The 13,520-nt window shown below is 60.3% G+C and carries 11 protein-coding genes and 1 tRNA gene; 7 read left to right on the top strand and 5 right to left on the bottom strand.

Annotated features, from left to right (window positions below):
• The 7 genes from Q1A75_RS00005 to Q1A75_RS00035 form a co-directional block, all read left to right on the top strand.
• The coding region (locus Q1A75_RS00005) for a transposase (RefSeq protein WP_299592060.1) at window positions 1-414 on the top strand (414 nt) is incomplete at its 5' end.
• A gap of 275 nt (window positions 415-689) precedes the next feature.
• The gene (locus tag Q1A75_RS00010; RefSeq protein ID WP_299554929.1) at window positions 690-2,729 is read left to right on the top strand and encodes an ASKHA domain-containing protein; all 2,040 of its coding nucleotides are present in this window, start codon (window positions 690-692) and stop codon (window positions 2,727-2,729) included.
• Window positions 2,726-3,565 (top strand): class I SAM-dependent methyltransferase, encoded by an 840-nt coding sequence (locus tag Q1A75_RS00015; RefSeq protein ID WP_299554932.1) that lies wholly within the window; start codon window positions 2,726-2,728, stop codon window positions 3,563-3,565. Before Q1A75_RS00010 ends, Q1A75_RS00015 begins: the two co-directional genes overlap by 4 nt.
• Before the next feature lie 36 nt (window positions 3,566-3,601).
• Window positions 3,602-3,675: transfer RNA gene (locus tag Q1A75_RS00020), tRNA-Gly, on the top strand.
• Between the two features lie 87 nt (window positions 3,676-3,762).
• A complete protein-coding gene (gene nrtS / locus Q1A75_RS00025; RefSeq protein ID WP_299554935.1) occupies window positions 3,763-4,005 on the top strand; it encodes a nitrate/nitrite transporter NrtS in 243 nt (80 codons plus the stop codon).
• A gap of 6 nt (window positions 4,006-4,011) precedes the next feature.
• A complete protein-coding gene (locus tag Q1A75_RS00030) occupies window positions 4,012-5,655 on the top strand; it encodes a sulfatase-like hydrolase/transferase (protein ID WP_299554938.1) in 1,644 nt (547 codons plus the stop codon).
• A 4-nt stretch (window positions 5,656-5,659) separates the two neighbouring features.
• Window positions 5,660-6,214, top strand: a complete 555-nt coding sequence (locus Q1A75_RS00035) for a hypothetical protein (protein ID WP_299554941.1) — start codon at window positions 5,660-5,662, stop codon at window positions 6,212-6,214.
• A 12-nt stretch (window positions 6,215-6,226) separates the two neighbouring features.
• Here the strand turns inward: Q1A75_RS00035 and Q1A75_RS00040 are convergent, their stop codons facing one another.
• The 5 genes from Q1A75_RS00040 to zwf all read right to left on the bottom strand — a co-directional run bounded on the left by Q1A75_RS00040 (window position 6,227) and on the right by zwf (window position 13,473).
• The gene (locus tag Q1A75_RS00040; protein ID WP_299554943.1) at window positions 6,227-7,846 is read right to left on the bottom strand and encodes a long-chain-fatty-acid--CoA ligase; all 1,620 of its coding nucleotides are present in this window, start codon (window positions 7,844-7,846) and stop codon (window positions 6,227-6,229) included.
• 188 nt (window positions 7,847-8,034) lie between these two features.
• Window positions 8,035-9,519, bottom strand: coding sequence for a peroxidase family protein (locus Q1A75_RS00045; protein ID WP_299591785.1), 1,485 nt, complete (start codon window positions 9,517-9,519; stop codon window positions 8,035-8,037).
• Window positions 9,520-9,776: 257 nt separating this feature from the next.
• On the bottom strand, window positions 9,777-11,351 hold the full coding sequence (pgi, locus tag Q1A75_RS00050) for a glucose-6-phosphate isomerase (RefSeq protein ID WP_299554949.1): 1,575 nt from the start codon (window positions 11,349-11,351) through the stop codon (window positions 9,777-9,779).
• A gap of 5 nt (window positions 11,352-11,356) precedes the next feature.
• On the bottom strand, window positions 11,357-12,025 hold the full coding sequence (gene pgl, locus Q1A75_RS00055) for a 6-phosphogluconolactonase (protein ID WP_299554952.1): 669 nt from the start codon (window positions 12,023-12,025) through the stop codon (window positions 11,357-11,359).
• On the bottom strand, window positions 12,022-13,473 hold the full coding sequence (gene zwf / locus Q1A75_RS00060; protein ID WP_299554955.1) for a glucose-6-phosphate dehydrogenase: 1,452 nt from the start codon (window positions 13,471-13,473) through the stop codon (window positions 12,022-12,024). Before zwf ends, pgl begins: the two co-directional genes overlap by 4 nt.
• Window positions 13,474-13,520 lie beyond the last annotated feature (47 nt).

The following is a 13,520-nucleotide window of genomic DNA, read 5'->3' on the forward strand; positions in this document are numbered from 1 at the left end:
AACAAAAGGCTGAAAGAATGCCCCAACCGCGCCCGTGCCAACACGATCTTGAGGTCGATACCTGGCATCGGTGAAGTCGCAGCATCAACCATTCTGATTGAGATGCCAGAGATCGGCAATCTTCGTAAGAAACGGGCAGCTAGCCTCACGGGACTGGCTCCAATGACCCAGCAATCAGGAAAGTGGTATGGAAAAGCCCGCATTCAGGGTGGACGAAAGCCCTTGCGTGACGCGCTATATATGCCCGCGCTTGTAGCGGTAAAATACAACCCAGATCTACGCGACAAATACAAAGCTATGATCGATCAGGGAAAACCAAAAAAGGTCGCCCTCACGGCCATCATGCGAAAGCTCATCGAACTCGCAAATGCATTGGTCAAAGCAGACAGGCTATGGATGCAAAACCGTACTTGAACAAGACGGATACTCATTTGAGACCTTCGCCGCGCTTTGTTTGAACGGCCGCTTCGTAGAATCCGCAAGGGCATTGAGCGTTCCGAAATTTGAGTTCTCCACGCTCAATGCCCTTGCTACCGTTGCTCTCAGATGTTGACCGAACGTCCACGGTAGATATTTTCAGCCAGAAGAAAGCGCAAACTGCCGCCTTGGAACCGGGCCATGTCGTTTGACACCTTTCCCCTGCGCGCAGGCCAACTATGGTAACGGAAAGATAGATTTACGAGGCGTTCATGAGCACCGATCCACTCGTCGTATTCACCCCGTCTGGCAAACGCGGCAACTTCCCCGTCGGCACCCCAATCCTGACCGCTGCGCGGCAGTTGGGGGTTGACCTTGATTCCGTCTGCGGCGGGCGCGGGATTTGTTCCAAATGCCAGATCACGCCCAGTTATGGCGAGTTTCCCAAACACGGTGTGACCGTGGCAGACGATGCCTTGTCAGAGTGGAACAAGGTCGAAGAGCGCTACAAATCCAAGCGCGGCCTGATCGATGGTCGCCGTCTGGGCTGTCAGGCAACGGTGCAGGGCAACGTGGTCATTGACGTGCCCCCGGAAAGCCAAGTGCACAAACAGGTGGTGCGAAAACGGGCCGAGGCGCGCGACATCGTCATGAACCCATCGACCAAGCTCTATTATGTCGAGGTGGCCGAACCCGACATGCACGACCCGTCGGGCGATCTGGAACGGCTGGTGTCGGCCATCGAAACCGATTGGGGCATCAAGAATATCCATGCCGATCTGCATATCCTGCAGACTCTGCAACCGGTGTTGCGCAAGGGCGGCTGGAAGGTCACCGTCGCCATCCACCTCGGCGATGACGAAAACGCCCCCCGGATCATGCATATCTGGTCTGGCTACTACGAAGGCTCGGTTTACGGTCTTGCCGTCGATCTGGGGTCCACCACCATTGCCGCCCACCTGTGCGATCTGACCAGCGGAGAGGTCGTGGCCTCATCCGGCATCATGAACCCGCAGATCCGCTTTGGTGAAGATCTGATGAGCCGCGTGAGCTATGGCATGATGAATGCAGGCGGCGCCGACGAGATGACGCTCGCCGTGCGCGAGGGGATGAACGCCCTTTTCACCCAGATCGCAACCGAGGCCGAGATCGACAAGGGCCTGATCGTTGACGCCGTCTTTGTCTGCAACCCGGTCATGCACCATCTTCTGCTGGGCATTGATCCGTTCGAACTGGGCCAAGCGCCCTTTGCTCTCGCCACATCAAATGCGCTGCGCCTGCGCGCGGATGACCTGAACCTGAACATTCACCCTTCGGCCCGCATCTACCTGCTGCCCTGCATCGCGGGACATGTCGGTGCCGACGCCGCCGCCGTGGCGCTCAGCGAGGCGCCGGACAAGTCGGATGATCTGATGCTGGTGGTCGATGTCGGCACCAATGCCGAAATCCTGCTGGGGAACAAGGACAAGGTGCTTGCATGTTCTTCCCCCACCGGCCCCGCCTTCGAGGGCGCACAGATCAGCGCAGGCCAGCGCGCGGCCCCCGGCGCGATTGAGCGGGTCGAGATTGATCCTGTCACCAAGGAACCCCGCTTCCGCATCATCGGCGTTGACCTCTGGTCGGACGAAGATGGCTTTGATCAAGCCGCAGCGGGTACTGGCATCACCGGCATCTGCGGGTCGGGTATCATCGAGGCAATCGCCGAAATGCGTCTGGCCGGTCTGCTCGATGCCTCGGGCCTGATTGGCAGCGCAGCGCAGACAGGATCGGACCGCAGTGTCGTGGATGGCCGAACGCATGCCTATGTCCTGCACGATGGCAGCGCCACAGGCGGGCCACGGATCACCATCACCAACCCCGACATCCGCGCCATCCAGATGGCCAAGGCGGCCCTCTATTCCGGTGCGCGCCTGCTCATGGACAAGTTTGGCGTGGACACCGTCGACCGCGTGGTGCTGGCCGGGGCATTCGGGGCACACATCTCATCCAAACACGCCATGGTGCTGGGCATGATCCCCGACGCACCGCTCGACAAGGTCACGTCCGCAGGCAACGCCGCCGGAACCGGCGCCCGCATCGCCCTCCTGAACCGCGACGCCCGGGCCGAGATCGAAGAGACCGTGCGCCGCATCCACAAGGTGGAAACGGCCATCGAACCCCGGTTCCAAGAGCATTTCGTGAATGCCTCTGCCATCCCCAATTCGGCTGATCCGTTCCCGATCCTCAACAGCCTCGTTGACCTTCCAGACGTCAGCTTCAACACGGGCGGCGACAACGAAGGTGGTGGGCGCAGACGCCGGAGGCGTGCATGACCAACGCCGAACAGGAGGAGTTCTGGACGTCGAACGCGGGTCCCAAATGGGTCGCACAACAGGCACAGATGGATGCAGTACTCGCCCCGGTGATGGCGCTTTTGATGGCGCGTGCGCCTTTGGAAAAAGGCGACCGGGTGCTTGATATCGGCTGCGGCACGGGCGTGAGCGTGGCCGCCGCCGCACAAGCCATCGGTGACACCGGGCATGTCACCGGCCTGGATATCTCGCAAACCATGCTGGACCTCGCCACGCAGCGCATACGTGCGGCGACCAACATCTTACTGCTGAAAGCAGATGCGCAGTCCCATCGGTTTGCATCCCCCTTCGATGCGATGATTTCACGCTTTGGCGTCATGTTCTTTGACGACACGGTAGCGGCATTTTCCAATCTCGACACGGCACTGGCACCGGGCGGCAGCATGACCTTTGCGGCATGGGGACCTGCACCGCAGAACCCCTTTTTCCTGGTTCCGGCCAAAGCAGCCGTGAGCGTATTGGGCGACATGCCCAAGGTGGATCGCACCCTGCCCGGTCCCTTCGCGTTCGAAGACAGCGCGCGCGTCCTCGAAAAGATGGAACAGGCCGGGCTGGCCAACACGGGCGTCGAAACAGTCGCCTTGGATCTCACTCCCCCCGGCAATGCCTCCGAAACAGCCGCGCTGTTCCTCGATATCGGCCCGGCGCAGCGCGCGGTTGAATATCACGAGACGGACGCGGCCATGACGGCCAAAGTGCAGCATGCCGTGGCCGAGGCAATCTCTGTCTTCGAAACACCCTCAGGCCTGCGCATCCCCGCCTGCATCCACATCTACAGCGCACGCAAACCCGCTTGACGCCAGCCGCCCCCACGCCTATCCCAAGCCCCGGGCGCGGGTATGGTGAAAAGGTATCACGGCAGCTTCCCAAGCTTTAGTTACGGGTTCGATTCCCGTTACCCGCTCCAGCTTTCTTCACAGTTACGTGCAAAAATGGGCAACAGCGTTGCATTTGGAACCATATGGTCCAATTCTATGGGTCAGGAGATCACGTGATGGCACATCCAACAGCTTGGCAAATCGCAACTGACCGCACGGTGATGAGGCGCGCGACCAAGATCGCCCTCGTCGTCGGCATCGTCATCGCAGTGATCAACCACGGCGACAGGATGGCCACGGGCCAGATGGACGCCAGTGCATGGCTGAAATGCGCGCTGACCTTCCTTGTGCCCTACTCCGTCTCAACCTACTCTTCGGTCATGGCCGTACGGGAGCGGCTGCAGAGCCTCGGGGACTGATCCACTTTGAACATTCTGTTTGTGATGTATGACCAGCTGCGGTTCGACTACCTCAGCTGTGCCGGGCATCCGCATCTGCATACGCCGAACTTCGACCGTGTGGCGACGATGGGCGTGCGTTTCACCAACGCCTATGTCCAATCCCCGATCTGCGGCGGATCGCGGATGTGTTTCTATACCGGGCGTTACGCATCCTCTCACGGCGCCCATTGGAATGGGTTTCCCTTGCGGGTGGGCGAACACACGTTGGGGGATCACTTGCGCAAGGTCGGCATGTCCTGCCACCTGATCGGCAAAACGCATATGACGGTCGATGCCGAAGGGATGGAACGGCTGGGGTTGGACGCAGAAAGCGTGATCGGCGTGCGCACATCGGAATGCGGGTTCGATCCATGGGTGCGTGATGACGGGCTCTGGGCCGAAGGGCCAGACGGTTTTTATGATGAAAGACGAAGCCCTTACAACGAATACCTCAAGTCCCAAGGCTATGACGGCAGCAACCCATGGGCCGACTACGCCAACGCCGGTGTCAAGGACGGGCAAATCGCATCCGGCTGGTTCTTCGACAACACCGACCTGCCCGCCAACATCCGCGAGGAAGACAGCGAAACACCGTGGCTCACATCCGAAGCCATCCGTTTCATGGATCAGGCGACCGGCCCATGGTGCGCGCATCTCAGCTACATCAAACCGCACTGGCCCTACATCGTCCCCGCACCCTACCACGACATGTACGGCCCCAACCACGTGCCCGTCGCCACCCGCGCCGACAGCGAACGGATCAATGCGCACCCGGTCTTCGACACCTTCATGAACGGCCCCGTCGGCCGCGCCTTTCAGGATGAAAAGGTCCGGGCCAAGGTGATCCCCGCCTATATGGGCCTGATCAAGCAATGCGACGACCAGTTGGGCCGCCTGCTCGATCATCTGGAAGCGACGGGCCAGATGGACAGTACCATGATCGTGCTGACCTCGGACCACGGCGACTACCTTGGCGACCATTGGTTGGGCGAGAAAAACCTGTTCCACGACCCTTCCGTCAAGGTGCCCATGATCATCTATGACCCGCGCGAGGCTGCGAACAGCACCCGCGGCACCACATGCGGTGCACTGGTCGAATCCATCGACCTCGCCGCGACATTCATCGAAGCGGCGGGCGGCACTGTCCCCGACCACATCATCGAAGGGCGCAGCCTCCTGCCATGGTTACAGGGGCAAACGCCCCAATGGCGCGACTACGTGATCTCCGAATATGACTTCTCAGCCACACCAGTCGCGGTGAAACTCGGGCTTGAGCCGCGCGATTGCCGCCTCTTCATGGTGTTCGACGGGCGCTACAAACTGATGCACTGCGCGGCCCCCGGCCTGCGCAACATGCTGTTCGATCTCGAAACGGATCCGGACGAGTTGCGCGATCTGGCAAAGACAGACCAGCACAGCGACATCGAAGCCAAGCTGCTGACCCACCTCCACGACTGGGGCCTGCGCATGTCACAGCGCACCACCCGCTCCGAAGACCAGATCAAGGCCATGCACGGCGCCTCAAACGGTAAGGGCATCCTGATCCACCTCAAGGATGGCACGGAAGTCGATGAAAAACTGACACAAAAGTATCGCGGCCCCGCCCGCCAAATCCACCCCAAGGACTGATCCCATGCACCGCCGCTTCTGCTTTGCCGCGTTGGCAATCACCGCGTTCCTCGCGCAGCCCGCCATTGCGCAACCGACCTATGACATGGGTGCGATTCCCAAGGGCGCAACGTTCACGTGGCGCGCGGACAATGGCAATGCCACGGTCAAGTACCTGGGCCAGAACGGCCCGCTCTTCAAATTCCGCTACACCCGTGACGCCAGCCAGGGCCAGCCCGTCAAGGTCACCTCCTGGTCGGACCGTGCAGGCAACACGGTCAAGGCACGCGTCCCAGGCGGCACGGTCGCCTTCACCCCACATGATTGCAGCATGACGCCCGGCACCTGTCAGTACACAGAATCCCATTCCCGCTATGGCAGGCGCAATGTTGTCTCCACCGTCACAGTCAAAAGCGGCACCAGGCACTACACCAAGCATGAAGACCGGGTATCACCGGGCACTTTGTTTGAGAAAGGCACGGTCAGCATCGACCAATACGGCGTGGCGCTCGACCGAGACTATCAGCATTTCGAAAACGGTGCCGTGACCAAGACCGGTTGGACCCGGCGCAATCGCTGACCGATACGGTCTCTAGCCGATCAACACCTCGCCAAATTCCTCTCGCAGGTTCCGCTTGAGCACCTTGCCGGTCGCATTGCGCGGCAGCACGTCGGTGAAAACAACCTTGTCCGGCACCTGCCACTTGGCGATCTTGCCGTCAAAAACGGCCAAAACTTCGGCCTCCGATGGCGCTTGCCCCTCGGCCGCCACCGCCACCAGAACCGGGCGTTCGTCCCATTTCTCATGCCGCGCACCAATCACCGCAGCATCGGCCAAGGCCGGATGCGCAATGGCGATATTCTCCAGATCCACGGACGAAATCCACTCGCCCCCCGACTTGATGATGTCCTTGGACCGGTCCTTGATCGACAAATACCCATCCGGGTCCAACGTCGCCACATCACCGGTGTCAAACCAGCCGTCGGTCAGTGTTTCGTCCACGGTCTTCTGGAAATAGCTGTCCAGGATCCAGTGGCCCCGCACCATCAGCGCGCCCTGTGCCTCTCCATCATGGGACAGTGGGTTGCCGTCATCATCCATGATTTCCAGCTCGACACCCCACGGCGGACGGCCCTGGTTCTCGCGCAGCTTGTGCTGCGCATCGATCGGCAAGTCGGCGTGTTTGGCCAGCGGCTGGTTGGACGACCCAAGCGGCGACATCTCGGTCATGCCCCAGGCGTGGATCAGCTCCACATCATATGTCTCGCGGAAGGCGGCAATCATCGACGGCGGACAGGCCGACCCACCAACCACGGTCCGTTTGAGCGACGTCAGTTGCGACCCGGATTTCTCAGCCTCACCCAAAAGCCCCAGCCAAATCGTCGGCACACCCAGGGCAATAGACACCTTGCATCCATCGATCAGCTTGACCAGCGACGGCCCATCCAGTCCCGGGCCCGGCAACACCATCCGCGCGCCCACCTGCGCACAGGCATAGGGTGTGCCCCACGCGTTCACATGGAACATCGGCACAACGGGCAGCACAACGTCGCGGGCAGAAAAGCCAATGCAATCAGGCGTGTTCGACGCAAAAGCATGCAGGACGGTGGACCGGTGGGAATACAGAACACCCTTGGGGTTTCCCGTCGTTCCCGACGTATAGCAAAGCGACGACGCGGTATTCTCGTCGAATTCCGGCCACGCGAAATCAGGGGATCCGGTGGCGATCAACTCGTCATAGAACTCCAGCCCCTCGATCTCCGCCGCTGCTGCCTCATCGCGGCCTTCCATCAGCACCACATGTTTCACACCCGGGATCTTGTCGCGGATGGCTTTCACAAGCGGGACAAAGGTGCGGTCGATAAACAGCACCCGGTCCTCGGCATGGTTGATGATATAGATCAGCTGTTCGGGAAACAGACGCGGATTGATCGTGTGGCAGACCAGACCGGCGCCTGAGACACCAAAGTAAATCTCAAGGTGCCGCCGGTTGTTCCACGCAATCGTCGCGTAACGGGCATGCGGCTCCAGACCCAGCTTGAGCAGCGCGTCGCCCAAGCGATGGGCATTGGCCCCGACCTGCCCCCATGTCGTCTCTTCGACGCCGCCACCTGTGTTCACGGACGTAATGGCCGTCTCACCATGATACCGCGCCGCATGGCCGACCAGTGAAGAAATGGTCAGGGGGTAGTTCATCATTTGGCCAAGCATCGGCGCCTCCCGTTTTTCCTGTCAGAGCAACGCCTTGCCTGCACGGCCCTCCCCGGCCCCGCGCGTTCCTCCCTTGGGTCAACCCTGCCAAGGGGCGGCGGCCCATGCAAGCGCGGCGTGCACGGGATGACGCAAAGACAAGGGGCCAGCCACCGGCCAGCCCCTCGTTCGAACGCCTCAGGCTCAGATCAGCCGCATTGCAGCGCCTTGGCGTGCTGAATGTGACCGCGATGCGCCTCGACATAGGCGATCATACCGGCCAACACACTCGGCTGCCCCTTGAACCCATGCCACGGCTTGAAATGCGGCACATGCAGGAACGTGGTCGGGTCACGCTTGAGCAGGTTGGCAAAGACCGACGCCACCAGACGGCCCCCGGCCCCGGTCAGCTTGCCATCACCCTTCTCCTTTGCCTCTTGCAGGCAGTAGAACCACAGCGGCGTCTTGGTGATGCTCTTGGCCTTGAGGATCGCGGGCGGATCGATGGGATGGGTGCCCAGGTGCGCCGCCATATGCTGACCGCTGGCCAACTGATAGGTATAGCGGTCGCGCACCATGTTGCGCAGGGCCAGGTTGCGGGACTGATCCAAGGTCAGCGTTTCCTCGATATCCGCCAGTTCAATCGGCGCATGGACAAAGGGCAGGTTCAAAAGCGGCATACCCAGTTTCGGCCCCACCGGCCGCGCCTTTTGCGAGGCGACCGCCCCATTCATGCCAAAGAACTTGGCATAATCGATATTCCCGCTTGTGGGCCTGCCTCCAAAGCCAAGGGTTGCAAACAGCCCCTTCGGATCGGCGCCTTCCGTCAACGCATACTCGAACTGGGTGGTGGCGTGACCAAAGCGATACCCGGCCCCGGTGAACTCCACCGGCATCACCGGCGCATCCCATCCAAAGGCGTGGTTGTCCAGCGCCCAATCCAGGCATTCCTGCTGGACGAAGGCAGGCAGCAATTCGCACCACACGATCCATTGGTAATGCAGCCGAATGAAACGGCGGACTTCCTCGAAATTGGTCAGCTTGGGGCTGACATGATCATGCCAGACATGTTTGGGCAGGCCCTCATGGGCGCACGCCTTGATGTCCTTCGCATCATCACCGTCTTCGACGCGCTTGCTCATCAGGATGTTGTGCAGCTCGATGAAAATCGCCTGCACTTGCGCCACAATGATGTTCTCGTCATTGCGCGGATCACCAATCAGCGCCTTGCCCGCACAGGTCCGGGCCAAATCGCGCGGATTGTCCTTGCGACCAAAGACAAGAAACTGCTCGGCCTCACCCTTACCATACAGATGCGGTGACGCTTCCGGCCCCGCACCATAGACGCAATCCAGATCAAGGCTCGGGGTGCGCACATTCGGGATGGTCGAAGGATCGATACGGGAGCCAAGGGCAGATGTCGCATCCAGCGTAATGTCATGATCCACGAATTGGCCAAGAAAGGTCATGCCAGCATCCGCATGTCCGTCCTCGTTCTCGGTGGCCCCCATCGACTGCGAAAGCTCATCCAGCGCCGCAATGACATCTGCATGGTTGATGTTCTTGATGTGAACCGGGTTCGCGGGCAAGACCCGCCCCAGCGTCTGCGCAAAGGGTCTTGAGGGGCCCTTGCCATGAATACACGTTTTAAAAAGTTGATCGAGCCGTGTCAGCCCGTGTTGTGTGCCAGCCATAATATTGGCCTCCGGTGCATGTTAAAGAAACAGAGCGCAAAATATGACGCACTCTGCGCAACATTATTGCACAGATGCACAACTGCAGGTCAGGTCAGGCATTCCTGACTGCCCCAAGTTTGGGCGAATAACCGCTCACCAAGGGCCAAACGCCTCAGTTTTTTGGCAAAGATACAATCCTGAATTGAACTAAAAACACCCCATTTCCACGGAAATGGATCGCGTGTGGCGCCGTTCAGACCATTCGACAGCTGCTTTTAGCGGTGCGCATGCAGATATTTGACCAGCGCTTGGGTGGAGCCGTCCTTGCCATCTGCAGGCGCCGCCCCCTCGACAATGGGCTGCAAGGCCGTTGCAAGTTCCTTGCCCAACTCAACGCCCCATTGGTCGTAAGAGTTGATGCCCAGAATGACGCCCTCGACAAACACCCGATGCTCGTACAGCGCCACGATCTGACCCAGGGTGAACGGATCAAGCGTGGGATAAATCAGCGTGGTAGACGGCCGGTTGCCGGCAAAAACCCGATGCGCCGCCTGACGCTCCAACTCGTCTCCCTCGAACTTGCCGGCAATCTTCGCGCGCGCCTCATCCAGCGTGCGCCCGCGCATCAACGCCTCGGACTGCGCAAAGCAGTTGGCGACCAGCAGGTCGTGATGATGACGCAACTCGGGTTCATGCCCCGCACAAGCCACCATGAATTCGCACGGAATGACGGACGTGCCCTGATGGATCAGCTGGTAAAACGCATGCTGCCCGTTCGTGCCGGGCGCGCCCCAGACAACGGGACCACTCTCGACCGGAACAGCACCGCCATCCATCGTCACCGACTTGCCATTCGACTCCATCTCAAGCTGTTGGAAATAGGCAGGCAACTGCCCCAGCCGCTGATCATAAGGCAGAACGGCCCGTGACGCATGCCCCAGCACCTGCCGATGCCAGATACCCACAAGGGCCAGCATCAAAGGCATGTTTTCGACGCCCTCAGCAGCCCTGAAATGGGTGTCCATATCCTGTCCGCCGCGCAGGAAGGCACGGAACCCATCCGGCCCCACGGCCATCATCAGGCTCAGGCCAATCGGCCCCCACATCGAATAGCGGCCCCCAACCCAATCCTCGAAACCAAACACACGCTCCGCCGGAATCCCGAACTCGGATGTTTTCTCAAGGTTGGTCGACAGGGCCGCAAATTGCGCCGCCGGATCGCCACCATGATCCAACATCCACGCCCGCGCCGTGCGCGCATTCGTCATGGTCTCGATCGTGGTGAATGTCTTGGACGCGACGATCACCAATGTCGTCTTCGCATCCAGCCCGCGCAGCGTGTCCGCAATGTGCGCGCCATCCACGTTCGACACGAAATGGCAGCGTGGCCCGTCGTGATACGGCGTCAAGGCCTGAACAGCCATGGCAGGCCCAAGGTCCGACCCGCCGATCCCGATATTGATCACATCGGTGATGGCACTGCCGCGAATCTCGCCTGCATAAGCCTCCATCCGACCCAGCGTTTCCAGAACGCCCGGCATGACATCCTCGCCATCGACCAGAACCGGACCGCCATCCAGATTGCGCAAGGCGGTGTGCAGAACCGCCCGCCCCTCGGTCTCGTTGATCTTTTCACCGGAAAACATCGCATCACGCCGTGCCGCAAAGCCCGATGTCTCGGCCAGGTCCAGCAGCATATCACGTGTTTCAGTGTCTATGTTGGTCTTGGAATAATCGAACAGCATGTGCTGCGTCTGAACCGCGAACACATCCGCACGCGCATCATCGAACAGGTCCAGAAGGGCGCGACCGGACACGGCCTCCGCCTTGGCCTTCAAAGCGTTCCACATGTCTCTTACTCCGCCCAGTGCACCGTCAGGCCGCTCATAACAGCTTTGATGGGCGCCTCAACCGGATCAAGCCCTTCTGCGCGCTCCAACGCCACCCGCTTCTCGGATCCATAGATCACGAGGTGTTTCGCCATTGCCCCTGCCAAGGCCGGACCGGAAAACGAAATCCTCGGCTCCTGCCCCGCAACCGACACCGGCACAACCAAAGGCGCGTTATCGGCCAGCATCGTGTCCAGCCCGACAGCCCCCGGAAAAAGGGACGCCGTATGCATATCCGCACCCATCCCCAGCAACAAAAGCGAGATTGGCATCTGTTCCGCCAATTGCTCCGACAAAGCCGGAGAGGCCTGTTCAGGCGTTTGCCCGTCCCTGTAGAACGGCACGAACTTGGCCTCCGCCGCACGGCTCTGGAACAATCGATCCTTCAGCAGCTTCGTATTCGACCTGTCGTGATCCTCCGGCACCCAACGCTCATCGCTCAACATGACATTGACGCGCGACCAGTCCAGGTCCGCCGCACACAGACTGTCAAAGATCGGGCCCGGCGTCGTCCCGCCCGGCACAACGAAAGAGGCCGAGGGGTGCACCAGCAGGCAGTTCTTCAACTCGCTCGCCAGCGCATCGGCCAGTCCCATGGCCAGCAGGTCACGGTCAGGATACTCAACGATATTCATGGGGCCACCTTTCTCCACACTCTGGTGTCGCGGGCCAGAAGCTGAACGGCATCCACTGGCCCTTCGCTGCCCGCATCATAGGTCTTCGGCACTTCCCCACGCGCTTCCCATCCATTTATGATCGGATCGGTCCAGGCCCAAGCCGCCTCGACCTCATCGCCACGCATGAACAGGGTCTGGTTGCCACGGATCACATCCATGATCAAACGTTCATAGGCATCGGTCTGATCCGCGCCATCCGCCCCCAACGCCTCGGCAAAGGACATATCCAGCGGCACATCAACCAGACGCATGCCCCCGGGACCGGGTTCCTTGATTGTCACGCCCAGCGTAATCCCCTCGTTCGGCTGCAACCGGATCGACAGGACATTGCGATGATCCGATTGCTCACCAAAGATCGAGTGATTCAACTCCTTGAACACCACGGTGATCTCGCTGGACCGGGCTTTCAGCATCTTCCCCGTACGCAGGTAAAACGGCGTCCCCGCCCACCGCCAGTTGGAAATGCCCACCTTCATGGCAATGTAGCTTTCGGTGCGCGTGCGCGGGTCCCCCACCGCCTCGCGATAGCCGGGCTCGCTCTCGGACGCTTCATATTGACCGCGCACGATGTGATACGGCTCGACATCATCCAGCGCCCTGATCACCTTCAACTTTTCATCGCGCACCGCATCAGGATCGAATTTGGATGGCGGCTCCATCGCAATCAGGCACAAAAGCTGCATCAGGTGGTTCTGCACCATGTCCCGCATCGCGCCCGACTTGTCATAATACTCACCCCGACCACCCACGCCGACCGTCTCGGCCACGGTGATCTGGATGTGGTCGACATATTGCGAATTCCACAACGGCTCGAACAGCATGTTGCCAAAGCGCACAGCCATCAGGTTCTGCACCGTCTCTTTGCCAAGGTAGTGATCGATCCGGTAAATCTGGCTTTCGTCGAAATGCATCGCCAGATCGCGGTTCAGCGCCTGTGCCGAGGGCAGATCGCGACCAAAAGGTTTTTCCACCACGATCCGGCTGTCCGCATCGGTCAGCCCATGCGCATTCAACCGGTGGGCCAGATCCGCAAACAGGCTTGGACCGACAGAGAAGTAATAGGCACGCACCACATCCGGGCGGACAAGTTTCGCCAGCTCGTCCCACCCCTTGTCGCCTCGGGCGTCAATCGTGACAAACTCCATCCGCTCCAGGAAACCGGCCAGCGTGCCTTCTTCACAGCTGTGGATCCCACCAAACTCTGCAATCGCCTCGGCCACGAACTCGCGATAGGCCGCACTGTCCATATCACCGCGCGCGGCACCGATCACCCGGGCCCCCTTGGGCATTTGCCCTGCACAAAAACGGCGGAACAGACCCGGCAGAATCTTGCGGCGTGCAAGGTCTCCTGTGCCGCCAAAGATCACCAGATCAAACGGATCGACCGGGATAACGCGCGATACCATGGCAAGGCTCCCTCTTGCATGCCCAGAAAATGTTTGCGCTACCACTA

This window comes from uncultured Tateyamaria sp. (assembly GCF_947504105.1).
GTDB lineage: Bacteria > Pseudomonadota > Alphaproteobacteria > Rhodobacterales > Rhodobacteraceae > Tateyamaria.